This is a genomic window from Thermoproteus thermophilus (genome assembly GCF_055392855.1).
Genome location: NZ_AP042466.1, coordinates 770,727 through 796,109 on the forward strand (window position 1 = coordinate 770,727; position 25,383 = coordinate 796,109).

34 protein-coding genes are annotated in these 25,383 nt (G+C 56.3%); 11 read left to right on the forward strand and 23 right to left on the reverse strand.

Annotated elements, in window-relative coordinates; all coding sequences use genetic code 11:
* Positions 1-38: 38 nt before the first annotated feature.
* The 4 genes from leuS to ACZ5PA_RS04615 form a co-directional block, all read right to left on the reverse strand.
* Positions 39-2,861 carry a leucine--tRNA ligase gene (leuS, locus tag ACZ5PA_RS04600; RefSeq protein ID WP_464931099.1) on the reverse strand — a complete coding sequence of 941 codons (2,823 nt, stop codon included), beginning with the start codon at positions 2,859-2,861 and terminating at the stop codon, positions 39-41.
* A gap of 34 nt (positions 2,862-2,895) precedes the next feature.
* Positions 2,896-3,747: a twin-arginine translocase subunit TatC gene (tatC, locus tag ACZ5PA_RS04605; RefSeq protein ID WP_464931100.1), complete on the reverse strand. Its 852-nt coding sequence runs from the start codon at positions 3,745-3,747 to the stop codon at positions 2,896-2,898.
* Positions 3,748-3,766: 19 nt separating this feature from the next.
* Entirely contained in the window at positions 3,767-3,967 is a 201-nt protein-coding gene (locus ACZ5PA_RS04610) for a hypothetical protein (protein ID WP_464931101.1), read from the reverse strand.
* Between the two features lie 374 nt (positions 3,968-4,341).
* Positions 4,342-5,337: a cation diffusion facilitator family transporter gene (locus ACZ5PA_RS04615; RefSeq protein ID WP_464931102.1), complete on the reverse strand. Its 996-nt coding sequence runs from the start codon at positions 5,335-5,337 to the stop codon at positions 4,342-4,344.
* A 101-nt stretch (positions 5,338-5,438) separates the two neighbouring features.
* On the opposite strand from ACZ5PA_RS04615, the gene ACZ5PA_RS04620 reads away from it, so the two are divergent.
* Together ACZ5PA_RS04620 and ACZ5PA_RS04625 are read left to right on the forward strand one after the other, a co-directional pair.
* Complete coding sequence (locus tag ACZ5PA_RS04620) at positions 5,439-6,260, forward strand: arginase family protein (RefSeq protein WP_464931103.1); 822 nt, start codon at positions 5,439-5,441, stop codon at positions 6,258-6,260.
* A gap of 2 nt (positions 6,261-6,262) precedes the next feature.
* On the forward strand, positions 6,263-7,438 hold the full coding sequence (locus ACZ5PA_RS04625; protein WP_464931104.1) for an MFS transporter: 1,176 nt from the start codon (positions 6,263-6,265) through the stop codon (positions 7,436-7,438).
* 150 nt (positions 7,439-7,588) lie between these two features.
* On the opposite strand, the gene ACZ5PA_RS04630 is transcribed toward ACZ5PA_RS04625, so the two are convergent.
* Together ACZ5PA_RS04630 and ACZ5PA_RS04635 are read right to left on the reverse strand one after the other, a co-directional pair.
* A complete protein-coding gene (locus tag ACZ5PA_RS04630; protein WP_464931105.1) occupies positions 7,589-8,101 on the reverse strand; it encodes an NUDIX hydrolase in 513 nt (170 codons plus the stop codon).
* A 64-nt stretch (positions 8,102-8,165) separates the two neighbouring features.
* On the reverse strand, positions 8,166-9,407 hold the full coding sequence (locus ACZ5PA_RS04635) for a translation initiation factor IF-2 subunit gamma (protein WP_464931106.1): 1,242 nt from the start codon (positions 9,405-9,407) through the stop codon (positions 8,166-8,168).
* A gap of 169 nt (positions 9,408-9,576) precedes the next feature.
* Here ACZ5PA_RS04635 and ACZ5PA_RS04640 point away from each other — a divergent pair, with 169 nt between their 5' ends.
* Positions 9,577-9,969, forward strand: coding sequence for an Hsp20/alpha crystallin family protein (locus tag ACZ5PA_RS04640; RefSeq protein ID WP_464931107.1), 393 nt, complete (start codon positions 9,577-9,579; stop codon positions 9,967-9,969).
* On the opposite strand, the gene ACZ5PA_RS04645 is transcribed toward ACZ5PA_RS04640, so the two are convergent.
* From ACZ5PA_RS04645 to ACZ5PA_RS04710, 14 genes are read right to left on the reverse strand one after another with little or no spacing between them, the layout of a single operon-like run.
* On the reverse strand, positions 9,966-10,400 hold the full coding sequence (locus tag ACZ5PA_RS04645) for a RecB-family nuclease (protein WP_464931108.1): 435 nt from the start codon (positions 10,398-10,400) through the stop codon (positions 9,966-9,968). The two genes, ACZ5PA_RS04640 and ACZ5PA_RS04645, sit on opposite strands and share 4 nt — an antisense overlap.
* A 30-nt stretch (positions 10,401-10,430) precedes the next feature.
* Complete coding sequence (locus ACZ5PA_RS04650) at positions 10,431-10,640, reverse strand: hypothetical protein (RefSeq protein WP_464931109.1); 210 nt, start codon at positions 10,638-10,640, stop codon at positions 10,431-10,433.
* 26 nt (positions 10,641-10,666) lie between these two features.
* Positions 10,667-11,446, reverse strand: coding sequence for a uridine phosphorylase (udp, locus tag ACZ5PA_RS04655; protein WP_464931110.1), 780 nt, complete (start codon positions 11,444-11,446; stop codon positions 10,667-10,669).
* Positions 11,447-11,454: 8 nt separating this feature from the next.
* Positions 11,455-11,703 (reverse strand): hypothetical protein, encoded by a 249-nt coding sequence (locus tag ACZ5PA_RS04660; protein WP_464931111.1) that lies wholly within the window; start codon positions 11,701-11,703, stop codon positions 11,455-11,457.
* A complete protein-coding gene (gene mvk / locus ACZ5PA_RS04665) occupies positions 11,700-12,617 on the reverse strand; it encodes a mevalonate kinase (RefSeq protein ID WP_464931112.1) in 918 nt (305 codons plus the stop codon). Before mvk ends, ACZ5PA_RS04660 begins: the two co-directional genes overlap by 4 nt.
* Positions 12,618-12,646: 29 nt before the next feature.
* Entirely contained in the window at positions 12,647-13,678 is a 1,032-nt protein-coding gene (locus ACZ5PA_RS04670) for a 50S ribosomal protein L10 (protein WP_464931113.1), read from the reverse strand.
* A 30-nt stretch (positions 13,679-13,708) separates the two neighbouring features.
* A complete protein-coding gene (locus ACZ5PA_RS04675; protein ID WP_464931114.1) occupies positions 13,709-14,383 on the reverse strand; it encodes a 50S ribosomal protein L1 in 675 nt (224 codons plus the stop codon).
* Complete coding sequence (locus tag ACZ5PA_RS04680; RefSeq protein WP_464931115.1) at positions 14,380-14,886, reverse strand: 50S ribosomal protein L11; 507 nt, start codon at positions 14,884-14,886, stop codon at positions 14,380-14,382. The genes ACZ5PA_RS04675 and ACZ5PA_RS04680 overlap by 4 nt, the downstream gene beginning before the upstream one ends.
* A gap of 35 nt (positions 14,887-14,921) precedes the next feature.
* A complete protein-coding gene (locus ACZ5PA_RS04685; RefSeq protein WP_464931116.1) occupies positions 14,922-15,383 on the reverse strand; it encodes a transcription elongation factor Spt5 in 462 nt (153 codons plus the stop codon).
* The gene (locus ACZ5PA_RS04690) at positions 15,383-15,682 is read right to left on the reverse strand and encodes a protein translocase SEC61 complex subunit gamma (RefSeq protein WP_464931117.1); all 300 of its coding nucleotides are present in this window, start codon (positions 15,680-15,682) and stop codon (positions 15,383-15,385) included. Before ACZ5PA_RS04690 ends, ACZ5PA_RS04685 begins: the two co-directional genes overlap by 1 nt.
* Positions 15,683-15,730: 48 nt before the next feature.
* On the reverse strand, positions 15,731-16,660 hold the full coding sequence (ftsY, locus tag ACZ5PA_RS04695; protein ID WP_464931118.1) for a signal recognition particle-docking protein FtsY: 930 nt from the start codon (positions 16,658-16,660) through the stop codon (positions 15,731-15,733).
* Complete coding sequence (pfdA, locus tag ACZ5PA_RS04700) at positions 16,660-17,073, reverse strand: prefoldin subunit alpha (RefSeq protein ID WP_464931119.1); 414 nt, start codon at positions 17,071-17,073, stop codon at positions 16,660-16,662. Before pfdA ends, ftsY begins: the two co-directional genes overlap by 1 nt.
* Positions 17,073-17,315 (reverse strand): 50S ribosomal protein L18Ae, encoded by a 243-nt coding sequence (gene rpl18a, locus ACZ5PA_RS04705; RefSeq protein WP_464931120.1) that lies wholly within the window; start codon positions 17,313-17,315, stop codon positions 17,073-17,075. Before rpl18a ends, pfdA begins: the two co-directional genes overlap by 1 nt.
* Before the next feature lie 53 nt (positions 17,316-17,368).
* Positions 17,369-18,037 carry a translation initiation factor IF-6 gene (locus ACZ5PA_RS04710; RefSeq protein ID WP_464931121.1) on the reverse strand — a complete coding sequence of 223 codons (669 nt, stop codon included), beginning with the start codon at positions 18,035-18,037 and terminating at the stop codon, positions 17,369-17,371.
* A gap of 73 nt (positions 18,038-18,110) precedes the next feature.
* On the opposite strand from ACZ5PA_RS04710, the gene ndhC reads away from it, so the two are divergent.
* Both ndhC and ACZ5PA_RS04720 read left to right on the forward strand, forming a co-directional pair.
* A complete protein-coding gene (ndhC, locus tag ACZ5PA_RS04715; protein ID WP_464931122.1) occupies positions 18,111-18,473 on the forward strand; it encodes an NADH-quinone oxidoreductase subunit A in 363 nt (120 codons plus the stop codon).
* Positions 18,458-19,279, forward strand: coding sequence for a DMT family transporter (locus ACZ5PA_RS04720; RefSeq protein WP_464931123.1), 822 nt, complete (start codon positions 18,458-18,460; stop codon positions 19,277-19,279). The genes ndhC and ACZ5PA_RS04720 overlap by 16 nt, the downstream gene beginning before the upstream one ends.
* Here the strand turns inward: ACZ5PA_RS04720 and ACZ5PA_RS04725 are convergent.
* On the reverse strand, positions 19,193-20,857 hold the full coding sequence (locus ACZ5PA_RS04725) for a CTP synthase (protein WP_464931124.1): 1,665 nt from the start codon (positions 20,855-20,857) through the stop codon (positions 19,193-19,195). The genes ACZ5PA_RS04720 and ACZ5PA_RS04725 overlap by 87 nt on opposite strands.
* A 333-nt stretch (positions 20,858-21,190) precedes the next feature.
* Between ACZ5PA_RS04725 and ACZ5PA_RS04730 the strand changes: the two genes are divergently transcribed.
* Together ACZ5PA_RS04730 and ACZ5PA_RS04735 are read left to right on the forward strand one after the other, a co-directional pair.
* A complete protein-coding gene (locus ACZ5PA_RS04730) occupies positions 21,191-21,355 on the forward strand; it encodes a 30S ribosomal protein S14 (protein ID WP_464931125.1) in 165 nt (54 codons plus the stop codon).
* A 30-nt stretch (positions 21,356-21,385) separates the two neighbouring features.
* On the forward strand, positions 21,386-21,775 hold the full coding sequence (locus ACZ5PA_RS04735; protein WP_464931126.1) for a 30S ribosomal protein S8: 390 nt from the start codon (positions 21,386-21,388) through the stop codon (positions 21,773-21,775).
* A 20-nt stretch (positions 21,776-21,795) separates the two neighbouring features.
* On the opposite strand, the gene ACZ5PA_RS04740 is transcribed toward ACZ5PA_RS04735, so the two are convergent.
* Complete coding sequence (locus tag ACZ5PA_RS04740) at positions 21,796-22,320, reverse strand: DUF429 domain-containing protein (protein WP_464931127.1); 525 nt, start codon at positions 22,318-22,320, stop codon at positions 21,796-21,798.
* A gap of 15 nt (positions 22,321-22,335) precedes the next feature.
* Between ACZ5PA_RS04740 and ACZ5PA_RS04745 the strand changes: the two genes are divergently transcribed.
* A complete protein-coding gene (locus ACZ5PA_RS04745) occupies positions 22,336-23,097 on the forward strand; it encodes a recombinase family protein (protein WP_464931128.1) in 762 nt (253 codons plus the stop codon).
* Between the two features lie 113 nt (positions 23,098-23,210).
* Here ACZ5PA_RS04745 and ACZ5PA_RS04750 read toward each other — a convergent pair whose 3' ends face one another.
* Positions 23,211-23,756, reverse strand: coding sequence for a phosphoribosyltransferase (locus ACZ5PA_RS04750; protein ID WP_464931129.1), 546 nt, complete (start codon positions 23,754-23,756; stop codon positions 23,211-23,213).
* A 65-nt stretch (positions 23,757-23,821) separates the two neighbouring features.
* On the opposite strand from ACZ5PA_RS04750, the gene ACZ5PA_RS04755 reads away from it, so the two are divergent.
* Genes ACZ5PA_RS04755 through ACZ5PA_RS04765 form a run of 3 tightly spaced genes read left to right on the forward strand, consistent with a single transcriptional unit; the run spans position 23,822 to position 25,373 of the window.
* Positions 23,822-24,307 carry a 50S ribosomal protein L32e gene (locus tag ACZ5PA_RS04755; RefSeq protein WP_464931130.1) on the forward strand — a complete coding sequence of 162 codons (486 nt, stop codon included), beginning with the start codon at positions 23,822-23,824 and terminating at the stop codon, positions 24,305-24,307.
* A gap of 6 nt (positions 24,308-24,313) precedes the next feature.
* Positions 24,314-24,757, forward strand: a complete 444-nt coding sequence (locus ACZ5PA_RS04760; RefSeq protein ID WP_464931131.1) for a 50S ribosomal protein L19e — start codon at positions 24,314-24,316, stop codon at positions 24,755-24,757.
* Positions 24,758-24,761: 4 nt separating this feature from the next.
* Positions 24,762-25,373 carry a 50S ribosomal protein L18 gene (locus ACZ5PA_RS04765; protein ID WP_464931132.1) on the forward strand — a complete coding sequence of 204 codons (612 nt, stop codon included), beginning with the start codon at positions 24,762-24,764 and terminating at the stop codon, positions 25,371-25,373.
* Positions 25,374-25,383 lie beyond the last annotated feature (10 nt).

The window sequence follows — 25,383 nt, forward strand, 5'->3', positions numbered from 1 at the left end:
GCCGGAGGCCCGAAGAACTCCGCGCCTGGTTATTTATGTCATTCCAGATATAAGCCCGCCCTCAGCGGAAGGGCCGCGCGCTTCTTCCCGCCTAAATCCGGCGCGTTGATGTCGTCAGCTCTGTAAACCGCGACCTCGAGGCCCAGTTCTCTGGACAAGAACGTCTTGAGCTCGGCCAACGCCTCGTATTCGTCGAAGCTCTCCACATCAGCAACCAGCGCCTTGAAATCGTCGTCGAGTTGCTTAACGGCGTCGAGGAGCCGTTTCGCGAGCTCTCCGGGAACGCCGAACGCCATCAACTCTCTCACGTCTTTAGCCTTTAAAGCGGCCTTGGCCCAGGCGAAGTTGTTATTGGCATATATTACTACTCTCTTTGCGTCTTTTCTCAGCTCCTTGAGCTTCGAGATGTCCTCTATGAGGCGATCGGCGTAGCGCACCGCCAACAAGGTCCTCTTGTCCACGGCGAGTCTCGGCCACGGGGCTTTGGCCGCGAACGGCTTCTCGCCCAACCGTTCCCACAACTCCTCGGCTAGATGGGGCACGAAGGGCTCCATGGCCACGACCCAAGCCTTGAGGACCTCCAACACGGCGCGGCTGGGCGCCTCCACCATCTCCAAATACCTCTCGACGACTTTGCGCATATCGTAGAGGACGTGCACTGCGGCCTGCCTTATCAATACGTCCTCTAGCGCCTTGGCGGCCTTCTCTAGCAACATGGCCGCCTCCGACCTCAGCCACCTCTCGGGCAAGCCCTCGTCTTCCCTCTTGACTCTCTCTGCGGTGGCTACGATTAAGTTGTATATCTCCTCTAGGTGCTTGGCAACGGACTTGGCCGCGTTGGATCTGAAGTCCAAGTCTTGGTCCACCTCGGCCGAGATGGCCAAAGTCGCCCTCAAGGGATCTGCGCCGAACTGATCCACGGCCTTCCCTAACGCCAATACGTTCCTCTTGGACTTGGACATCTTCTCTCCCTCTACTAGCACCCATCCGTTCGCGACAACACCCTTGGGCCAGAGCTCTTTCGGGAATATCGCCACGTGGTTGAATATGAAGAAGGTCAAGTGGTTGGGTATGAGGTCTTTGCCCGAATTGCGCCAGTCTAGCGGATACCAATACAGGAACTCCCGCCTTATCGTCTCGATCGCCTCGACGCTAGCCCCCACGGCCTTGGCCACTTCGGCCGGTTGGCCTTTGCCGAGGAATATATAGTCCCAGAAATCCTCGTTCAACCGCTCCGGCCTCAAGCCAAATTCCCTTATCCGTCTGATCGCTGTATAATACGCCATATATATCGTCGAGTCGCTTAGGCTTTCTATTATCCATGTCGGATCCCAAGGAAGCGGCGTTCCTAGGCCCCTAGTCCTAGCGCAAGCTCTCTTGTCCAGCCAGTCTATAGTCGCGAGGAACTGGGCGCGGGCCTCTGGCGGGATCAGCCTCATGGAGGCCAAGAGCTCCTTCGCGAGGTTCTTCCAACTGGGATCTCCGTAGTTCAAGAACCACTGATCCTCCAGCACCTTCACTACGATCTCGGTGCCGCATCTGCAATACACGGGCTTGTTCATTATCTCGTACATCCTCCCGGCTATGCCCGAGGCCTCCATCCAAGCCTTTATCCTATCTCTGGCCTCCCTCACGGGCCTTCCAGCTATGAACGACGAGAAGAACCCGCGGACTTGCGAGCGGGCCGGCTCTTGCAAGTGCAAGCCCACCCTCTCCACTATATCCTGCCTCATGTAGCCCTTGTTGAACTCGGCCATGTAGACCTCCTTGGTGGCCTCTTCTAGTCTCGGATCTCTCTGGTCCCTTATCCCCATCCTCTCCACCACGTCCTTGGCGGGATATTCGCCGTAGCCCTCCACCGATATGAGGGGTGTAAGCCTCACCTCGCCTAGGTCGCGGAGCGCCGCGTAATCGTACGGCGCATGCGCCGGCACTGACATGACGACGCCTGTGCCCGTCTTGACGTCCACGAACGAGGCTGGGTAAATCGGCACGAGCTCGCCCGTGACGGGGTTGCGCGCTTTGCGGCCCGCAAAGGCCGAGCCCTTGGCCCTATCCAACGTCTTTACCTTGGCTTGGAACGAGAGCCTAAAAGCCGCGTCTAGGCTGATCACCATCCTCCGCCCGTCCACCTCAGCTATTGCGTAATCCTCGTCGGGGTTTATCCAGAGGTTAGTCACGCCCAGCACGGTCTCCGGCCTTAAGGTGGCCGTGGGGTATATCAGCCCGTCCTCTCCTTCGAAGTATATCAAAGTCCACTCGCCTATATCGGGCTCCTTGTCGTCCTTGGTGTCGTGGGCGCCTACGGGCATTCCGTGTTTTGGGCACCAGCCCACTGGGTGTTTCCCCCTCACCAAGAGGCCCTTATCGTGGAGCTTCTTGAACTGCCATCTGATGAACTGTTGGTATTCTGGATCTATGGTCGTGAACTCGCGGGTCCAATCTATGGAGAGGCCGAACTTCTTCATGTACTGTTTCGAGAGCTCCTTGAAGTAGTTGGCTAGGTACAACGCATCGCCCATCTTCCTCAGCTCCTCGTCGGGCACGTCGTAGATTGCCTTGAAGTCCTCCATGGCGTGGACGTCGCCTGCGGCAATGGACTCGGCCACGGTCAGTATAGGGGTTCCCGTGTAATGGAAGCCCATCGGATAGAGGACGTTGTAGCCCTTGTGCCGATAATAACGGGCCATTATGTCGGCGATTAGATACGTTCTGCCATGGCCTATGTGGATGGCGCCGTTGGGGTATGGATAAGCCGCCGTGATGAAGAACTTGGGCCTTCCCGGCTCGGGGATCGGCTCGAAGACGCGCGCTTCAGCCCAACGCCTCTGCCATTTCTCCTCTATTTGGCGAAAGTCCATGCCTTCGCTAAGTTCGCCTTAATTTAATTTTCGCCTAGTACCGCCTTCCCGAGGGGCCTTTGGCCATGTAGGAGTAGTCGGGACATTTCTTGACTATTTTCTTGGAATACGCAATTCCCGCCTCTAAGAGGACCACGAAGGGCAAAAACGTGAGGAAGACTGAAATTAACGTGGCGTCGGGCGTAAAGATCGCTATTATTATCAATGATGTTGCATAGATGACCGGCCTATAGCTCGCGAGGCTCCAAGGATTTAGAATACACAGCTCCGAAAGAATAGCCACGACGACCGGCGCTTCGAAGAACGCGCCGGACCAGAGGGCCGTCTGGATCACCACGTCGACGACCGAGGCTATGTTGAAGACTGGCGTTACCCCAGGCAAGACGCTTGAGATGTCGATTAAGAATCTGAGGAAGTAGCGCGAGATTAGACCTAAGCCGTAGAGGTTCCCCAAGTAGAACAACAAAACGCCGAAGACCAAGTACTTCCCCACAGCTCTTATCTCGTGGGGGTAGAGCGCCGGCTTGACGTAAGCCCATATCTCGTAGACCAAATAAGGCACGATAGCCAACAACGTGAAGTATAGCGATACGTACAACAGAGCGTTGAATGGCGCAAAGACGTCGCCCGAGATCAACATGAGGTTGACGTTCGTTATATGCAACGCCGGTTTTATTATGTAATTATAGAAGACCTCATAGGACAGAGTCGTGAAGTTGCCCGTGACGAAAAAGCCGGCGAGGAACTGCGCCGGGTTCGAGAGGTGTTGAGGCGTGGGCATTAAGGTGAAGAGGAACACTATTACTGATACGACGAGGACGCGCCTCAGCCTAGTCGCTAATTCCATCAAGTGTTCCCATATCGTCATCTCTCTGTCAGTAGACACGAGAGCTCTGACGCTTGAGCTATAAAGCTTGCCGCGTCTTCCTCACGGCGTCTTCTAGGGCTATGGAGAAAAGCAACGGGACTATCAATGACAAGAAAAGCATAGCCCTCATGTGATCCAGCGCGCCTGCTTTCGATTTGAAGTATAGAAACAATAAACCTAGTAGGAACAATATAAACATGGCATATACCTTCCTAAAAAACCGCGTTATACGGCCCATTTATGATATAACGAGTCTATTTAAAAGGATTTCTAGCATTATACCAATTTTACCTGAAAATACAGCCGCCGAGAGGCCGATTACTACAAATGCCTTTAGCTCGGTTACGGGGTTCCTCGACGTCTTGGGCTGGATAAGGCCTCGTCGACCTTGGCCGCTCCACGATGTAACGATACTATAAGCTTTATGATATATTCATTATCTTATTATTGATTCAAAAAAATCTATTCTCTTGGCACTTCTTCTTAGGTTTTCAATAGATTTTTTGTCCAAGTCCCAGAGAGCTCTTCCGCTTTCATTTGCCCTCGCCATGTGTTCGCGCTAGATGTGTGATTAAAAGGCTTTTGGTAGAAGTAGTATACCCCAATATATGCCTACTTAATCCTATATACTTTCTCTACCTCATATCCGGGAAAACGAGCAAGGCATTCGTTGGAGTAGACATAGGCGCGTACCCTATTAGGGCCTATTACGACCACGTCGCAACAGTCAAGCGGTTTTGGCAAGGGGACCGGCTCGACGTGAACAACGACGTAGCCGCCCAGCTTGGACTTGAGCCGACGCTCCACCTCGTCCGCGATCTCGTGGGCCTCCTCCACCGATATGCCGCGTCTGACCTCGATGATCGCCTCGCCGTGATAGACAGGGCCCGCCTTCCGGAGCTTCACGTCCCTCACGGCGACTACGCCCTCTACGCTATTTGCGAGCGCCTTGACCTCCTCTCTGAGGCGTGGAGGGGAGTAGTCGAGCAACTCCAGCGCAGCTGAGCGCAATAGCTTGAGGCTCAACGTGGCGAATACGGCGGCGATGGCCGCGGCGATGCCGACGTCCATAGCCGGCGCCAGCAACGTAAACAGCGATGGCGCTAGCCGATCGAGCGCGGCGCCCAATGCGAACAACGCCAAAACGCCGCTAGACGCGAATATGTCCGTGGAGAAGTGGAGGGCGTCGGCGCTGAGCGCTTTGCTGTTGGGAAAACGCTTGAGCATTCTCACCCTGCTCACGTCTATGGCTATGGCCGCGACGACTGCGAATATCGCGAAGACGTCAGGCACGTAGGCCTCCCATTTGACGAGCTTCTCGACGCCTTCGTATGCGACCAGCGCAGCCGCTATCAAGACCACAACAGAGCCCAGGAGCCCTCCTAGAGTATCCGCCTTGTAGTGGCCGTAGGGATGGTCGAGATCGGGCGGCTTCTTGCTGGCTCTCACGGCGAAATAAGTCGTGGTCACGCCGACGGCGTCGACGAAAGTATGGGCTAGCTCCGAGAGCGCAGCGACAGAGCTTGTGAGGATCCAGGTAAAGAGATACAGAAGCATAACGGAGACCGTTGCTACTATCGATGACTTGGCGGCGTACAGCTCATCCACGCGGCCCCTATGCTGGGAACAATATATAGCTTTCGATACTATTAACCGTGATAAAAGGCGGAGTTTTCGAAAACGATTAAAAAACCGACGTCGGTCGGCCCGTGAAGGTGCTAATCGCAGAGGGCTACACAGACGAGAGGATGAAGGCTTTGCCCCGAGAGCTCCTTGAGCTTGTGTCAGCGAGAGGGAGCTGGGAGAAGTACTCGGCAGTACACGGCGGAGCGCTCGCTAACTTGGCAAAGAGGCGCGAGGAGGAGGTGTTGTCTGTGGCCGGGATGCTGGATGAGGCCGTCAAGAGGAGGAAGGCCGTCGTGATGGCCTATCCCCCTAGACAGGTAGGCTACGACTCGGGCCGCGGGGGCTACCTAAACGCCGCGGCTTATTTGGCCCGCGAGCTCAACGCTGTTGTCGTGTCGTTCGACTTGCACTTTCCCTGGGGCACTTGGGATCTCCACTTGAGGCTAGGGTTTCCATTCTTGGCCATGTACAGCGGCGCTGAGGGCCCGCCGCCGGGCAGGTTGGCTCGCAAGAGCGAGAAAGTAGTCGCCGTGCCGTTGCCGCCCGGGGCCTCGGATTTATCGATAAAGCGCGCGCTGGGGCTTATCGAGGCCATCGGCGATATCCCCTTGGTCTTGGAGGTCGGCCTAGATCTCTACTATTTAGATCCTCTAGGCCACTTCTTCGCCACGACCTACTCCTATAACGCGGTAGGGGCGCTCGTGAAAGACGGCGGATATGTCGTCCTGGACTGCGTAGGGGATAAAACGGTCAACGCGCTGAGGGCGCTACTCGCTGGCGCCGACGGCCTCGTCAACCCGTTGCCCGAGGAAGTGCGCGAGGAGGGCGCAGACGTCAAAAAGGAGGTTAGCCGTACGCTTAGGAAAGCCTCCGAGAGGATTACAAAAATAGTTAAATCGGCTTGATCATGGCCCGCCGTAGTGGAGTCCTCGCGTTGACGAGCGTTGCGCACTTCGTGAACGACGGCAACACGTGGTTGTTGCCTGTGGCATACGCCTATATGGCCGAGGCGCACAACATGCCGGTGTACATAGCAGGGGTGATAGCCTTGACGTTCTCAGGACTGGGCGCGCTCGCGTCGCCCTTGGTGGGCTGGCTAATGGACAAACGCGGGGCGCCCTTGAGGCTCATAGGCTTAGGCATGGCACTGTGGGCCCTAGGCCTCGCCGTGTTCGGATACGCTGTTGAATACTACAACATAGCCTTGGCGTTGGCCGGGGCTGTAATAGCTGGGCTCGCGTCAGCGTTTTATCATCCATTAGGCTCAGCCGTGCTCGCCTTGACTTATGGCGGAAGTAGCGGATACGCCATGGGGGTCAACGGAGCTATGGGCAGCTTGGGCAGAGCTATATACCCCGCGCTGAGCACCGCGCTCTTCGTCGTCCTGGGCTCTAAATACTTCTACGCGCTCTTGGCGTTGGCCGCGATGTCGTTCGCGACGGCCCTCCCTATGTTCATGGGCAAGGACGTCGAGGTGCGGACTAGACGTAGCAGAGCTGAGGAGTCGGAAAGGCCTAACATGAGGGTAGTGGTGATCCTCACCGCGCTTGTGTTCATGAGGGGGTTCGCGCTACAGGGCGTATCGCAGTATATAGGCGTTATACTGGTCAAGTTCTTCGGCTACTCCTTCGGCCAAGGGCTCGGGAACGAGATAACCTTCTTCCTCCTGCCGGCCATAATCGGCCAGCCGCTCTTCGGTTACCTCAGCGACACAATCGGCAGGAGGCTCTCGTTGGCGATGACGACCGCGGGCGCGGCCCTATCCGTCGTAGCTCTGGTCGCTACGAGGGATCTCTACTGGCTTCCTATCTTCGGGCTCTTCACCTTCAGCGCATTCCCGCTGACCTTATCGCTCGCGAGCAACTTGGTACCTAGATCGTCGACGGGCATGGCGACTTCGTTGGTCTGGGGCTTAGGCAATACGGGCGGCGGCGCCCTGGGGCCGCTCGTCATGGGTCTTCTGATGACCTACATGGGTCTAAGCGGCGTGTACATCATGGCCGTCGTGGCTCTTGCGTCGGCCGCCCTCACCGCGCTCGTGCCGAAACCGCCTAGAGCGGCAAGGGTGCCTTTATTCTCGTGAAGCTATCGGCTACCAGAAACCGCCCTCACGTTCATCGGAGCCCTGGGCCTCCTCACCAAGCTTTTAGGCACGTCCGAATTTTTAACCTTGCAGATTCGTGAAGATGGCGGGGTTTGCCGAACGGTGAGGAGCCCCTTAGCGCTTATGACGTCATATAAGCCCTCTGCTAAGCGCCGTCAAGAACGCTATGATGGTCTTGCCGTCTTTCACCTCGCCAGTTTCTATCATCTTAAGGACCTCCCGTACCGGTATCTTGAGCACCTCCATGTCCTCCTCCTCGAGATCCCTATCGCTCACGCCTACGTGCTCCAAACCCTTGGCTAAGTAAACCCTTATGTACTCGTTGCTCACGCCCGGCGTAGGGTAGAACTCTATCAACGGGGTCAACGACGTGGGCTTATAGCCGGTCTCCTCGACCATCTCCCTAATTGCCGCCTCCTCGGGGCTCTCGCCAGGCTCCAGCGTGCCTGCCGGTATTTCCAGAGTCCAAGCGCCCAGGGCCGGCCTATATTGCTTAACGAGGATCGCCTTGCCGTCGATAAGCGCCAGCACGGCTACGGCTCCGGGATGTATTAAGTATTCGCCCCAAGCGGCCCTACCGCCTACGTTCCTAGTCCTTCTAACGAGGACGAACTTCTTGCCCTTATATATGACCTCCTCCACAGCGTTGACCGAGAGGCGTTTATTAGGTTTAAGGCCTTTTCGTCGAAATGTGGAATCTCGCCGACTATTCCAACGCCACGTGTCCGCTCTTCAGAACGCCGTAATTGCTGACTATCCAACGGTTCTTTATCTGCCTAGTTATGACCACCTTAGCGCCTTGCTCGGCCGAGACGGCCTTCCTTAGAGCTATGGTCACGACATCCTTCTTAGCCGATTGGACGACGCCGAACACCGTGGCCGCGCCTACGGAGACCAACACGACCTCGTTGGGCTTCATGGGCTCCGCCCTCTCGCCCGATCTTGGCAACTCCCTCACCTCGAGCTCCAAGGAGGACCAAACGGGCGGGAGAGTGCCCGGCTTCCCCACCACGGAGCCGGCGAGCGCGTCGGCCTTGGCTAAAGCCGGGTCCAAAGCGGTCATTATCCCGACGAGACCCCCTGGCCTGGCCTCCTCGGCCTTCTCGCCGCCGTACTCTATCCCGACGACCCTAGTCAGAAGCGGCTGATACGGCGACTTGGCGCCCGGTCTGTCCAGCTTCAGCCCTGGCCTGATCTCAACCTCGTCGCCCAGCCTTATGGCGCCTTGTAGGAGAGTTCCGCCGAGCACTCCGCCTTTCAGCTTCTCGGCGGGCGTCCCGGGCGGGTTTACGTTAAAGCTCCTGAGGACGACCATACGCGCCGGCTTCGAGAGATCTGGCTCCCTCTTAGGCGTTATCTTGGCCACGTAGCTCGCCAGGACGTCCACGTTTATTTTATGTAACGCGGAAAGCGGAATCACGGGAGAGCCCTCCGCCCAAGTGCCCGCCAAGAATTTCCTTATCTGCCTATAGTTCTCCAAGGCCTTCTCCTTGGGCACTAAGTCGATCTTGTTCTGCGCCACCACCATGTTCCTCACGCCTATTATGTCGAGCACCGCGAAATGCTCGGCGGTTTGGGGCTGCGGCACCGGCATCGTGGCGTCCACTACCATGAGGGCGGCGTCGACGGCGGCGGCGCCCGAGACCATGGTAGATATCAAGACCTCGTGGCCCGGCACGTCGACTATCGAGATCTTGCGGAGCAACTTAGGCTCCGATCCGTCCGGACACTTCCCGTTATTCAAGAGCCCGTCGGATAACGGGTACTCAGAGCCGGGGCAATCGTATATGGCTATTTGCGTATAGCCGAGCTTTATCGTCATCGCCTTTTTCACCTCCTCGCTATGTCGGGCGACCCAGATCCCAGAGAGGGCGTACACCACGCTGGTCTTGCCGGCGTCGACGTGTCCTGCCGTGGATATTATACCGTCAGGGTATACGAAGCCCATACCCCATCCCTCCTCCTTAGGGTTTAAATTGCTTGTATCTGGCCGCGCGCACTAGTCACGGCACGGTTCCCCTCATCGTGTTCTGAAATAATCGCGAAGCGTCCCGAAACGGCGCTCGCCTCCCTCCTCTGTGCGGCTAAGCTTTTATAAGACCTCCACTTATGTCCATATGGGCGAGGACGTTCTGAGCGAAATCAAGAAGACGTTCGACGAGTTGTCGAAGGCGCTTCAGAAGACTGTCGAGGACGTGGTTAAGGCTACCACTAGCACAGTTAGGAAGGTGACGGTGGAACAGGGGATCAACATAAAGGAGCAGGGCGACGATGTCGTGATCGAGATCGACATGCCGGGGCTTGAGCCCAACGACATATCCATCTACGTCTCCAGAGACGGCGACTACTTGAGGGCAGAGGGCGCCAGGGGCGAGCGCAAGTACTCCAGGAAAGTATATCTGCCGTTCAAGATAGAGCCGTCCTCGACCAAGGCCTCGTATAAAAACGGCGTTTTGACCATAACGGCCAAGAAGACGAAGCCGCAGGAGATCCAGTTAAAAATCGACTAACGCCCTTTTCTCAGTCTATATAACGCTACGGCCAATTGGCCCACCGAGCCTATATCCTCCTCGACTGCGTATGTTAGCCTCGCCCCTTGGGGGAGCTCGCGTTGAGTCAATGGCAGATCCGATCCGCTCACCACGATCACGACGCGCCCCTCAGGCGGCTTGTCTAAAGGCTCCACGCCCTTATCGGCCCTTGTCAACGCTATTATCGTATCGGGCCTTAAGACCTCCTCCAAGTCCCTCAAATCGTTGAGCACTAGGACTTCGCCTCCCATCTTGAAGGCGTATTTGAACAAATCGCCTATCTGTTGCGCGGCCGAGCCGAAAACCCTCACGGCGGCCAAGCGCTTGACGCCGAAGCCGTACGTCACTCTGGCGAACTCCATAAGTCTGGGGAGGCTCGAGATGTTGTACACGGCCACTGTTATGTCCACGGCGCCTTCCTTAAGACTTGATATTTAACGCTAGCGGCTTCTTGACGCCACGCAGTTCATGGACTCGTCGCAGTCTACCAAGTAAACCCCTGCGGCAGTTCTCAGAACGGCCTTCCGGAACTTAGGCACATCCTCCGATAGCTCATACACCTTTCCACAAACAGAGAGGTACCTGTCCTCGAGCCGCATCGAGAAGACGTCGCCACATGGGACTAGATCCCTCGCATCTAATACGGCCACGTCTTTGATATAGATTAATCGTATTATCAACATCGAGAATCCCTTTCGGCCAGAATCCTCGCGGCCTCGTTGGCGACTCTTATCGCTTCATCGACGCCAGCCTCCGCGGCGAACTCGTCGGCCTCCCTATTGGCTATCACGGCGTACACTCCGCCCGCCCTGGCGCCGTATATGGACGCTAGAGTGAAGATAGTCGCCGTCTCCATCTCGAAGCTAAGCACGCCTAAGGATCTCAACGTCTCTATAAGCCCCTTGGTCCACGGCGGTATGAACCCCCTATATCCCGGCCTCTCCTGCCCCACGTAGAACGAGTCTGTGGAGGCGACTATCCCCACGTGATGCCTAACGCCGAGGGCCTCCGCGGCGTCTAGAAGCGCCCTCAAGACCTCCCAGTGGGAAACAGCTGGATATTCGGGCGGGGCGTACCACTTACTAGCGCCGTCCCACCTAACCGCTGCGTGCGCTATGATCAAATCGCCTATCTTGACCTCCCGCTTAAGCGCCCCAGTCGTGCCCACTCTGATAAACGTATCGGCGCCTACGGCCAAAAGCTCCTCTACGGCTATTGCGGTGGAGCCGGAGCCTATACCCGTCGAGGTGGCCGCTATGGGCACCCCCTTGTACTTGCCCACATACGTCACGAACTCCCTATTGCGCGCGACCTCGCGTCCTTCATCCCAGCTCGCCGCTATTCTAGGAACTCTACCCGGATCGCCCGGCAGAAGGACGTAGCGAGGTATGGAGCCGGGCTCCACCATTATGTGATAAGGCCTCCCGCCCACGATGGGTCTTTTAGCCGAGCTCATGTCATCACTTAGCTCTGGTCTTTAACGTTGTGATGTAGCGCTCTGAAGATGTTTACGAGCGAAAGGGCCGAGGACGCCGCGTTGAGCGCGGTGAAGATGGGATCCCTTTCCCAGATTGCGTACACGGTCAAGACGACGCTGCCCGTGAAGTAAACAATAGTCAAGTCTAGAGGAGGGGGAGGGGACCTCCTGATTATCGTAAGCGCCCAGCCCCCGGCGATTAGGAGAAGGCCTATCACTCCGATTAACTCCATCATATAACCCTCGCGCCAACAGGATCCACTCTAACCTCGATGAAGGGCACCTCAATTGCGGAAAGAGCCTCCTTCAACTCCTCTTTTCTTTTGGGCAATAAGACGACAACGCCCCCGCGTCCGGCCCCGCTTATCTTCCCGCCGTATATGTACGGTTTCAAGTACCTAAGCGTCGTGATTATGTCGTACCCCACGATGCCCAAAGCGCCGAGCAGCCAATTGTTCATCTCCATTAATTCCCCTATGCAGAGTAAATCGCCCGAGGCCAGACAGCTCTCGGCCTCGTCTACTATACGTCCTATTGCGTCCATGACGGCGTCGACGGACCTCCTTCGCGATTTCAGAGCCTTGACCTCGGCCACTATATCCTTGGTGAGGCCTCTACGCGGGAACAAGGCCAAGACGAACTCTGCCACCGACGATTCAATCCGGCGGTACTTGAACGGGTTGGTCTCTATCCTCAACGTGCCCCCTATGGCCGACGTGGCGGTGTCCATGGGCGAGGCTGCGCCTTGGACTTCCAGCTCCACCCTATGCGCCATCTTGGCCAGCTCCTCCGGCTTCAATCGCACGCCTAAACACTCGGCGTATGCCTTGAGCAAGCCCACTGACACCGATGCCGATGTGGCCGCGCCTATGCTCGGAGGGAAATCGCTCCTTATCTCGAACAAGGCCTTCAAAGGGCCGAGGGACCCCTCCGCGATCCTCAACGCGGAGATCGTGTAAGAGAGGAACTGCTCGTGGCCTCGCGCGCTCGCAACCCCGGCCTCGTGCAGATACTCCAAGTCCACATAGGCCTTGCCCGTCCTAATCACCGTCCTATTGTTTTTCTCGCAACGCACCTCCACCCCCTTATCGACCGCGGCCGCTATAGCCGGCTTCCCGTACACAACAGCGTGTTCTCCGAATAGCTTCACGACTCCAGGCGCGAAGACTCGGAGCACTTCTAGAACAAAGAGGCCAGGCCGCTGGCGATATCCTCTTCGCTCGGCCCCTTCTCGCCCTCCTCGGCGCGTTTCTCCTCGCCTTGCTCAGCCGCGGGCGCCTGCTCCGTTTGTTGAGGCGTCTGTTGCACTTGAAAGCCAAGTTGTGGGGCCTTCGGTGCTATTAACGCTGCGAGGGCCGAGGCCTCGGAAACGGCTCTGGCCAACAACGCGGGCAAGGTGTCCTTGGTTATTACGCCGAGATGGACCGCTAAGGCCAACGCTCTGGCGTAGGCGTTGGGTATAACAACGGCCAACACCTCAGGCGTCGGGTAGACCACGTTGATGGCCAAATTCTTCGCGGCGGATGCCGCTTGTTGGAACATCTCGAAGTACTTCTTGGGCTCCACAGAGATCTCGTCTACCGGGACGAACCTACGACCCCTCCATATCACACCGATGAGCTTAAGCTTCTCGTAGACGGGCTCCACGCCGAGCGCTCTCAATATATCGGCTATCTCCTCCGTTATCTGTTGGCCCGCCTTGACGACGGTGCTATCCTTGGCGATCCAGATCTTGCCCTCTTGGACTCTGGTGGGTATCTTGAGCTTGCCGAACTTGCTTAGTATCGGGCCCGGCGAGAGGTTAGTGGGACCCGCAGGGGCGATTATATCATAAGGCGCTACGTCGCCCGCCTTGGCCTTCCTTCTGACTGCCTTGGCCTCGACGACCTTCACGAACAACGCCGGGTTCTCGTTGGTGAATATATACGCCCTCTCGCCGAATAGTTCCTTATCCACGTCTTGCGGGATCTCGCCGTATACCTTCCTCAACGCTATCCTCATCAAATTGTGTTTCGCCACCTTAACCACGCCGATGCCCCTGAGCCTGAAGCGGTATTCATGGAGTATCCTGGCCGAAAGCTCGTGGGCGTCGAAGACGAATATATAGTTATAGCGTTTAGCCAACTCCTCGAGCTCGGACACGATCTTGGCCTTCCTCTCAGGATACGCCCTCTCGCGGACGTAAAGACGCCTGCCGAGCTGTATCGTCATCGCGTCACCTCTCGGGAGCCCTTTTAAAGCTTATCTCGTCGCGAAGAGCTCCTCTCTTAGCGCGACGGGCGGCCCCATGGTCTTCTTAACGTACACCTTAGCCACATGTTGCCTCAACGGGAACTTAGCGTTTAACTCCTCCAAAACCGCTAATATGTTTGCCGCTATCTCCTCGGGCTTTTGGGCCTCGGAGCCCACTCTGAGCTTCACCACGGGCTCGTTCCTGATCTTGAGCCTCACGCTCCTCTTGAGCCTATCGACGACCGACTTGACGTCGACGTTGGGCGGGACGACTTCGGGCATCTTGCCCCTGGGCCCAAATATCGCACCTAACACGCGGCCTATCAAGGGCATGAGGTCGGGCGGCGCGATGAAGTAGTCGTATCTCTTCGCCAATTTCCTGATCTCCCTCTTCTTGCCCGCCAACGCCTCTATTTGGTCTCTGCCGATCACTGCATCGACCCCTGCGTTCTTAGCAGCAACCTCGAAGGCGCCCGCGACGAAGGCCGCTACTTTGTTAGGCTTCGGCGGATGGGGCAAGGGCACGTTCATGTTTATGCGATTCTCCGGCTTGTTGAGATCTACGTCTTTCAATACTACTATCAAGTCGACGCTCTCGATGAACTTATGCCTCCTCCCTTTGCTTAAAGCCTCCTTAGTGGCGTTGAGCAACGCGTCTTGTTTTATTAGAGCGGCTACGCTCATGGCGCCAGGTGCTCCTCGGCTTTTTTAATAATATTGTCGTAAACTCCGGCGTCTACCTCCTTGATGACCTCGGCGGCCGGCTTGCCGTTTACGGTAATCCCCATGGCCTTACAAGTGCTCAACACTTGTTTGACGGCCGATTTCAAGCTCCTCGACTTAAGTTCGGGGTATTTGGCCACGGCTATTCGGACCGCCGTGTCTATCGACATATCGCCTATGGTCTCCTTCGAGGCGTCGTGAGCGCCCGTGTCCTTGCCCAATAGCTTCAACAAGAGGTCGCCTATGGGCGGTAATTTCACCAACACAGAGAACTCCTTAGTGAGCTCGTCTACCTCCAGCTCCACCTTCGATACGGGGAGCCCCGCGTATTTCTCAAGAGCCTCTTGCACCCTCTGGGACACCGCATTGGGATCGAGCCCCGCTCCTTTAATCACCTCTTGGAATTGTGGATTGGGCGCAAACTTGCCCCCTTGAAGCGGCACATTTATCACGCGCTTGGCCACGCGCCGGTCTTAAGGCAGCTATTTATTTTTTGTCGTCACCTGCCGGCCTTCCTCACAACCTTGACCTCATTCGCCTTCAAGTCAAGCGGCATAGGAAACGGCGAGTCCAGAAGCTCGACTCTCACTAAGCCCTTCTCCTTATCCACCGAGATCACCCGGCCTCTGCTGCCCTTCAACACATCGGCTAGTATCTCGACCTCGTCGTTTACGTCGATTTCTATCGCCGGCTTCTTCGGCTCGACGTATTTCACTATTTCATCTATGTTCGCCTTGCCCTTGAGAACTCCCTTCACGTGCTTCACGTCGTAGACAACTCTGTAGACCACCGCGAGCGACTCGGCCTCCATGAATATAACGCCAAAGGGCTCCTTGGGCACTAATATTGAGTACACCGGTTGCTTGCTCGACTCGCTACGCAGTTTGAGGACCATGGTCACGTTGTACTCTTGCCTTCCCACCACGCTTACGGAATATATGGGGCATTGTTGGGACGACATCACCCTAGCTTGAGCGTTACGTATATCAATGCTGCGAATATAACAATAAGGCTCGACACCACGGCGACCGCTTCTTGGGTCGGCGATAGCGTATAGGCGGCGACGGTCGACCCGCTTAAGTATTCGGTCATGTAAACATTGGCTATATAAAATACGAATTGTATTACGCCGGCTACAAAAGCTAGGAATAACAGGAACTTGACGACCATGTTGAACTCCTTAGAGCTCGGCTTCTCGGCTATCGAGATGACCCATTTAATATCCCTTATGAACTCCTTTATCTTTTCCTCGATCGCCACGCCACGGCCAGCCGGAGTATTAAAAAACTCTCCCGCCATTGGAGGCCCTTAACTCGGCGTATAGCCTATGAGTTGGGTCACATAGTCCTCCTTCTTGAACTTGACCAAATCGCTGTATTGTTGCCCCGTGCCGAGGTAGTAGATGGGCTTCTTGAGGGCGTATAGGAACGTGAGGATCGAGCCGCCCTTTGGGTAAGAATCCACCTTAGTGGCTATCATCCCGTCTATTCTGACATACTTGCTGTAGTGCTTAGCTATTTCGAGGGCCTCGTTACCTAGCTGTGAGTCGAACACGAACACGGAGAGGTGGGGCTCTACGACTCTCTGTATCTTCGACAGCTCATCCATGAGGTTCTTATCGGTGTGCATGCGGCCCGCCGTATCTATGAGGACTAAGGGTATATCCCTGGCCCTCGCGTGTTGGACTGCGTCGTAGGCCACGGACGCGGGATCCGACCCGTACTTACCTCCTATAACCCTTAGGTCCAGCCTTCGGCCGTGCTCCTCCAACTGCTCCTTGGCGCCGGCCCTGAAGGTATCCGCTGCGGCTAAAACGCTCTGAAGGCCTCTGGATTTGAAGAGATACGCCAGCTTCGCCAACGTCGTGGTCTTGCCGTATCCGTTCGGGCCCAAGAACATGAGGACGACCGGCTTGTTGCTCTTCAAAGCGGCGAACACCTCGGCCTCGAGGTCCGCGTCGGGCACGTCGTTTAGGATCGAGAGAAGCACCTCATATATCGCGCGCTTCACGGCGGATTCCCTATCGCCGAATCTGGGCACCTTGACGCCCACGAGCTTCGACCTCAGCGCAGAGCTCACGGCGTCGGCGACCTCGACGGCGACATCGCTTTCTATTAACTCCAAATAGAGGTCGTCCACTAGCCGTGACACCTCCTTTTCGCCCAGAGCGTCCTCCTTTACGGTCGATACTACGGTTTCCGCGAACTTGGAAAACGTCCTCTTCAGCTTCTCGAACATCAGCCGAGTATTCCTAGCCGTTCCAAGACGTCTCTGATCTGGGCGGCCCTCTCGCCTAGCTTTGCTAAGTTAGATTCGAGGCTCGATTTCACGTTATTGAGCTCCTGAAGCCTCTCGTTCAATATCCGCTCGGCGTTCTGTTTATCCAGAAAAGCGTAATAACTCGCGCCGAGGGGGGTCAAAATCTCGGCCTTCTCCACGGAGGCCTTGAGATATACGCCAGCGCCTATGTGTACGTACCGCTCGACCTCGGCTTCTAACGACTTAAGGCCGTCCAAGGCCGTTTTGATCTCCTCTATGGAGTCGTTGACGAGGGATAGCTGCGCCTGTAGGCTTGCGATTAGCTCCGACAAGAGCTGGTACTCGTCTACAAGCCTCGCCACGTCCTCCCTAGTCAACGTGGTCGTCGACATCAGTATACAACGATCTGGTTTATATAACTGAGTAGCTTTAGATTATCGGGGGCCTTCTCAAGCGGCACCTCCTCCACCTTCTCGAGGATTACCTGGAACCTCTTGGCCTTGTGGCGGCTGCCTATTAGCTCATAGGCCTTCTCTATTGCATCCCTCGGCTTAACTGCCGACACGTATAGCTTGAACTTCATGACTCCGCTCTGCAACTTCGCCTTGCCCGACACCAAGTACACCTTGGCCACGGTCGCAAGAAGGGGGTTGGTATTAAGTTTTTGCCTTAGAGGGCCGGTGCGCCTTACGATTTAAATAAAGTAGACAGTATGCGCATTATCTCGGCGCCCGTGGTCTCCCAGCCCACGAGGGCGCCTCTGTCGTTGGCCACCATGCCGCCTCTCAGGAAGGAGCGACCTCTGTTGACTGTGCCCACGTCCGCATGGACTCCTAGGTATCTCTCCAGCTTCTTGAGGTCGTTATCGGTCGCGTCGGGCGCGACCAAAGCTCCTCGGGAGTTCGCAATCACGACGGAGCCGACTAACGGCGAGTTAGCTATCGAGTCCACAAAGACCTCGACGCCCAAGACGTCCGCGACGATCTTTCTATTTTCCGGCTCGAGTATGGGCGAGATCAAGGCCGCCTTGTTGTTGGCCACTATGAGGTTGGCTATTGCCGTATACTTAGTGTGGAGCACGCCTAGGTTTAGGCCCAGTCCCTTGAGCAAGTTGACCTCGTCCTCTAAGGCTATGTTAGGGACTAGGATTCCGTTGTCGTTCATGACGATGAAGATCCCCAACAATGGCGACTTCGCTATGGTGGTCCTCATCACGGCATTCCCCAACACGTTTTTGACCTCATCGTCTATTTTCTCCGGGACGTCGGGGGGCACTAAAGCTATCTTGTTGTTGGCCACGATGTACACGCCGATTGTAGAAGAGCCGAACACCTTGATCGGCACCACGTCAGCCATGATGCGTCGTATCTCCAAGTTTATAAATATCCTCGGGACCTCAATGCATAAAAAGACCGAGGGTGTTGCGGACATGAGCGATCTAGTGGCCTTCACAATAGTCTTTTTGTTGATCCTAGGTCTTTTGTTCCTAGCGGTCTACGCTATATACCTAATTGCGCCTCAAGCGCCGACTGAGGTCAAGAGGAGGAGGTACGAGGCCGGCAATCCGCCTCAAGGTGAGGCCAAATCGCGGCTGGCCATGCAGTATTTCGGCTACGTTTTAATGTTGGTGACGTTGGAGCCCCTAATAGCGGTGCCGTTGGTGTACTTCGCCTTGAGCCCTACATCTGTGGAATCGGCCCTATATTTAGTTATAATCGTCGTGTTGTTAGCACTGGCGTCGCTATACGCCTACGTTCACAGCAGAGATATTAGGAGGTGGATACTAGATTAAAGGCCGTTGCGGAGATATTGGCCGCGGCATCGCTCTGGTCTACTATAGGCCTGGCCAGCGTGTATAGCGGGAACTACGTCGTCTTGGCTTTTTTCAGATCCCTAGTGGCCTCGTCCGTGGCCTTGATGTTTACAAGACGCTGGGGGAAAGCCGCGGTCGTCTCCGGTATTTTGCTGGGCGTCCTCTTCGCAGTCTACCCGTTGGCCGCAGCGCTGGTGGGCCTCGGCCCCGCCGCGTATCTGTTATACACAGCGCCCTTATGGACTACCTCTATCTCGACAGCTCTCGGCGAAAGGCCCAGCAAAGGCGATCTCGCCGCCGTGGCGCTGGTCTCAACCGCCATAGCCTTGATGTTCTTCGAGACGTCGCAGGGGGCTCTGGGCGCGTTTGGGCTCATCGCGGGGCTGTCCTCCGGCATATCTTACGGTTCATATATTGCCGTAGCCCGGTTCTTCTCGAAAAGAGGCGAAGATGTAGACGTATCGCTGGGAGCTATGCCGTACACGTTGGCGGTCACGGCCCCGGCATTTGCTACATATACGGCGCTCCACGGACTCGGCGATGTGTTGAGGCCGTTGGCCTTCGGGGCGTATCTAGGCGTCTTCTGCACGGTTATACCCTATAGGCTCTTCTCGTCAGGCGTGAGGATCATCGGAGCCGCCAAAGCCTCGGTGATCGCCACGTTGGAGCCCGTGCTCGCAGCGCTCTGGGGCTATTTGTTACTGGGCGAGAGACCGGGCGCCGCCATGTTGGCCGCCTATGTCTTGATCACCGCCGCCGCCCTTCTGGCCTCTGCCTACAGATAACGCGGCGGCTTGTATTAAGCCGAGGAACACGGGCCTAGGCCTCGTGGGCCTGCTCTTGAACTCGGGGTGGAACTGGGTAGCTACGAAGAAGGGATGGTCCCTCAGCTCGATTATCTCTACCCTCTTCATGTCGGTGCGCCAACCAGATACGACGAGGCCGGCCTCCTGGAGTCTGGCGAGGTAGTCGAGGTTTACCTCGTAGCGATGCCTATGCCGTTCTACTGTGCGCCCTGCCCCGTATAGCCTATGGGCCAAAGTGCTAGGCACTATCTCGACCTCTCTGTCGCCCAGTATCATAGTACCTCCCAGTTTATCTACGCCTGACTGCTCGGGCGCGAGGTGTACCACCGGATGCGGGGTTTCCGGGTCCAGCTCTGTCGAATTAGCGCCTCTAAGTCCCAGGGCGTTTCTGGCCAGTTCGACTACAGCGAGCTGCATGCCGAAACATATGCCCAAGAGGGGGACCTTGTTCACGCGCGCGTGTCTTATACATTCTATCATCCCCTCGGTGCCTCTCTTGCCGAAACCGGGTAGGACGACCATGGCCTCTACATCTAGGCGATCCAACAGCTCCGGCCTCCTCTCCACCTCGTCCGAGTTTATCCACACGGGCTTTACGCCGACTCTCATGGCCGCGCCGGCATGTCTCAACGCCTCGACTATGCTTATGTAGGAATCCTTCAGCTCCACGTATTTGCCGCACATGCCGACCCTAATCGTGTACGTCGGGTTCACCAAGGCCTCCACGAAGGACCTCCACTCGCTGAAGTCGGGCCTAGAGCCCTTGAGGCCGAGCTTGCCCACGAGGAACTCGCCCATGCCTTGTTCCTCCAATATCAAAGGAACTCTGTAGACGGTGTCCACGTCATAGGAGTTGAATACAGCTGAGACGGGCACGTTGGCGTATAACGAGATCTTCTTGACCGTGGACTTATCGAGAGGCTTCTGAGAACGCGCCACAACTGCGTCGGGCTGTATTCCGTAACGTCTGAGCTCCGCCACGCTGTGTTGTAGCGGCTTAGTCTTGAACTCCTCGGTCGTAGGCAAGAGGGGGACCCAGGCCACGTGTATGAACAACACGTCTTCGCCGAGCTCGAGCCTCAACTGCCTCGCGGCTTCGAGAAACGGCAATTGCTCATAATCGCCGACTGTGCCCCCTATTTCCACCAGCGTTACGTCGAAGCCCTTCGCCGCCTCTAGGATCCGCTTCTTTATCTCGTCGGTAACGTGCGGTATCAGCTGGACGGTCTGGCCTAGGTATTCGCCCCTCCTCTCCTTCTCGATGACGGAGAGGTATATCTGGCCCGAGGTGATATTGTTCCTCTTAGAGAGCTCCACGTCCAGGAACCGCTCGTAATGGCCTAAGTCTAGGTCGATCTCCCCGCCGTCGTACGTGACGAACACCTCCCCGTGTTGATAGGGATTCATCGTGCCGGCGTCCACGTTGAGGTAGGGATCTATCTTGACCGCATTAACGGCGAGGCCTCTGGCCCTCAGAATACGGCCCATGCTGGCCGTGATCACGCCCTTCCCGACGCTCGACATCACGCCTCCCGTCACGAACACCAATTTCGGCACTCAGAATGCGTTTGCTGAAAATAAAAACGTTGCGGACAACTAACCGGCCGCGTCGTATATGCGCCGGCATTGTCGAGAGATCTTTCAATGCGCAAACGGCCAGCATGCGGCGATTTTTAACGCCTTTCACGGGGGGAATTTATTAACCCCATGCCGTAATGTTTCTGGGTGATGTGGCTTCACCCCTAGATCGATGAAGAATCCTTTAAGTACTGATGTTTTGGTTCCGAGTAGTGATGTGTTGAACCCACGCCTATACGTGACGAGGCCTTGCCACGCAATGGCGGGCGCTGATCCCGGAAAACTTTAATAGTGCCCCCACAACAGCGAGCGATGGGCAAAGTTAGGCCTCCGAAGGAGAGGCGCTTCGGAAGAGGCGCTATTCGTTGTCAACGATGCGGCACAAGGGAGGCTATTATACGTAAATACGGCCTAATATTGTGCAGACGTTGTTTTAGGGAAGTCGCCGAAGAGCTCGGATTTCGCCGCTACTATTAAATTTAAAAACACGACCTTAGCGATGTCGTCATGCTCTTGGACGTGCTCTCGAATGCGCTCATAGCGATAAAAAACGCCGAGATAGTAGGCAAGGGGCAAGTGGTCATCTGGCCCGTGAGCAAACTAGTCTATTACACTCTCAGAGTCCTCCAGAGGAGCGGGTACATAGGAGAGATAGAATATATCGACGACGGCAGAGGGGGTAAGTACATAGTCAAGCTCTTGGGCAAGATCAACGACATAGGCCCGATCAAGCCGCGTTATTCGGTGAAGTGGAGGGAGATAACGCTTTGGGAACAGAAGTTCTTGCCCGCGAGGCAAATAGGCGTGTTGGTCATCTCGACGCCACACGGCGTCATGTCCCACGTGGAGGCGAAGGAGAGGAGAACCGGCGGGGTCCTCTTGGCGTACGCGTACTAGAACTCCTCTGTCCCTGTAGTTTAGCCCTTGCAGGGGTCCTCGAGGGGCAATACAAAGGGTCCTATGGCCTTGTAGAGGCCGCGTAAGTAGGCCAGCGCCGTGAGCGCGGCCACCACGGCGTCTAGGTGATCCCTAGTGGGAGGCTTGTACTTATCCCTTAAACTCCGCGGATCGAGCCCCATAGCCCTCATGGACGTCCTCGGGTGCACCTCGATGGCGTTCCCGAGCATCTGGGCCAGCTTAATGCCTCTCTCTGTCAGCTTCGCCATAGGCCCCAATAAGGGCGGGAGCAGCTTGTAGCCCATCTTGCGGAGCTCCCTCTCGACATCCCTGAGCCATCCATCGGGCCTCGTCAGCGGGGCATCTATGGCGACGACGAGAGGCCTATACGGCCTTAACGACTCCACTATCTCCTCGAGCTCCATCGCCGATAAATAGGCCAGGAGCTCGCAGTCGTCCATAACCGCTATTGCGCTGGGGCGTACCACGGCGAGATCTACGCCGGCCACCCGCACTGGTGATACCGCGTAATTCCTAAAAACCATGTCGCCTCGCCCTCAGTGATCCCCGCGGTGACGTATATCCGCGTCTCGACCGAGGACCAAGACCCCGAGAACCAACGCGAATACTTGGAGAAATGGGCCTCCTCCCACGGCATTACTATCCTTCGCCACTACGTAGACGTGGGAGTTTCGGGCGCCATTGAGCCTTGGGAGAGGCCTGCGTTTAAACAGCTCATGGAAGAGGTGGGCAAAATCGAGCCTCATCCCAAAGTCCTCCTAGTCTACGAGGTGTCCAGGCTCGTCAGGTCTTTCCAAGAGCTCTTCCGCCTGCTGGACGTGGTGGAGAACGGCTTGGGGCTAGTGATCGTCTCCGCATCGGAGAGGGAACAAGCGCTACAGACCGTGGACGGCATGTATCGCCAGTTTCTGAGAGCGGTCTTGGCCTTCGTGGCGGCGATGGAGCGCGAGTTCATTAGACAGCGGACTAAAGCAGCGCTAGAGAGGGCCAAGAGGGCCGGGAAGATCACCAACGTGGCGGAGAGGTTGCCGTCCAACGTCGTTTACAAAATAGTGGAGATGAGGGAGAACGGCGCCTCCCTTAGAGATATCGGGAAGACCTTCGGCCTCTCCACCTATGAGGTGAGGCGGGTCTTGGCATCGGCGGGCGTCTATAGGCCTACGGAGCACACCTGCCCTCGTTGCTTTTCGAGGCTCAAGGTCGTCGAGAGGTCGGCGAGGATACAAGACGGCGTCTATAAAGTAGTCGAGAGGCTTTACTGCCCCAACTGCGGCTACGAGGAAGCGGTCGAGAAGTCGTGATCTGCCTTGCGCGTAAATCGGCGCGCCGAGGTCTACGGCCTTTAGCGGCCTCGACCTGTGCGCCGAGCCGCCCCTCGGCTTAGGCGGAGATCGTGCTCTGCTATCCGCGTTATTCAGACGCAGATTTTCTCTACGTATTTGGAGATATCGTGGCCCCTCTTCTTGAACTCTCTGAAGTCCTCCCATCGGCTCCACGGATAAGATATCCACACCCATTCGGCCACTCTCTCTGCGTAGAAGTCGGGCGTAAATCCGCTCGTGGACTTCACGTGCAGCACGGCCGTCTTGGCCTCCGCTACGCCCATAACGTTGAGGAGGTCCGCTATTAACTTCAAAGTGGCCCCCGTGTCGGCCACCTCGTCCACGACGAGCACTTTCCTGCCTCCTATCACGCTCGGCTCGACTCCGTGGTATAGTATAGGTCTCTCGGCCCTCCTCTCCGCGACGGCCCAGTACTTGACCGCGACGGTCACTATGTTATCTACATCGAGGACGTCGCTGATTATCCTCGCGGGCACGAGCCCGCCCCGCGATATAGCTAGGATTACCTCCGGCTTAAACCCGCTTTCTAGTATCCTCCTCCCAAGGGCCTCGGACATCTCGATCGCCTCGGGCCACGAGACAAACCTCACCTTGACTCCGCCTATCTCGACGTCCATATGGCACATAATTCGAGGTTTTTTAACGTATAAGAAATTTAAAAAACCCCACATAGCGAGAGGGCGTGTCACGCCCAAGAAGAGAGTTGTCGACTGAGCTCGAGGTTGCTCTGAGGCTCAGACTGGAGATGAAGAGGAGGATGCCCGAATTCGTCAGGATAGACCAGTGGCGCTACGTGCGTATAGAGGACTCAGGGTGGAGGAAGCCGAGGAGTTTAGATAGCAAGATCAGACAACAACGCAAAGGCTATCCCCCTAAAGTCAAGACGGGCTACAGAAAGCCGGCGTTGGCGAGGGGGCTACACCCGAGCGGTTTTGCCGAGGCCTTGGTCTATAGGCCGGAGGACCTCGACGGTCTCGATCCCAAGGTATACGCCGTGAGGATAGCCGCAAGCGTCGGCTTGAGGAAGAGGGTGGAGATCGTGAAGAAGGCCGCTGAACGGGGGTTCTACGTATTGAACCCGGGCAAGAGGGTTCTTGAGATCTTGGAGCGCGAGAGCAAAACCCCCCAGACGCAGACCGAGGAAAAAGATAAATCGACTACGCAGTAGCGGGCCATGGTCGACGTAAAGAGGCTCGCCGCGGACGTCCTCGGCGTTGGCGAGAGCCGAGTCCGGATATCGCTTGAGGCCCAAGACAGGATAGCGGACGTCATCGCGAGGGAGGACGTGAAGGCGTTAATAGACGAGGGTCTCATATGGGCTGAACACAAGAAGGGAGTGAGCAGAGGGCGGTGGAGAGAGAGGCATTCGAAGAAGAAGGCCGGGCGTAGGAGAGGCCGCGGGAGCAGAAAGGGGCCTAGGCTCGATGAGGAGGAGGCTTGGAAGAACAAAGTGAGATCGCTAAGGAGGTTTCTCAATACCCTTAAGCGGAAGGGGCTCATCGAACCGGCTACTTGGCGCATGCTCTACAGGATGGTCAAGGGCAACTATTTCCGCGACCTCAGACACTTGAAGACGTATATAAACGAGCACAACTTGACTAGAGAAAAGCTGAGGTAAAGCCATGGCGAGATCCGGCAGATACAAGGTCCCGTTCGGAAGGCGCCGAATGGGCGTAACTAATTACCGCAAGCGCAGAAAAATGATAAAGAGTAGACTACCGAGGCTCGTTGTCAGGAAGACTAACAAATACATCATAGCCCAAATAGTCGTGGCCAAGCCTCAAGGCGATGAGACGGTTATAGGCCTTGATACCAGATACCTCGTCAAGTTCGGCTGGAAGGGCGATGAGAACAACACGGCAACAGCCTACTTGTTGGGCCTCGTCGTAGGGTACAAGGCCTTGGCCGAGGGCGTGAGAAAGGCTATATTGGACATAGGCCTACACAGACCGACGCCTCAATCCAGAGTGTTCGCCGTGCTCAAAGGCGCTGTGGACGCGGGGTTGGAGGTACCCCACGACGAGGAGGTATTGCCCGAGGAGGAGAGGATCTCGGGCGTCCATATAGCCGAATACGCCAAGGAGCTGAGGTCTAACAACGAGGAGGAGTACAAGAGGAGATTCTCGAGGTATTTACAACGCGGGCTCGCCCCCGAGGATCTCCCGAAGCACTTCGAAGAAATCAAGAGCAAAATTGTGGATGTTCTCAGCAAGAAGATCAAAGTAGAAGCGTAATCCTTTTCGG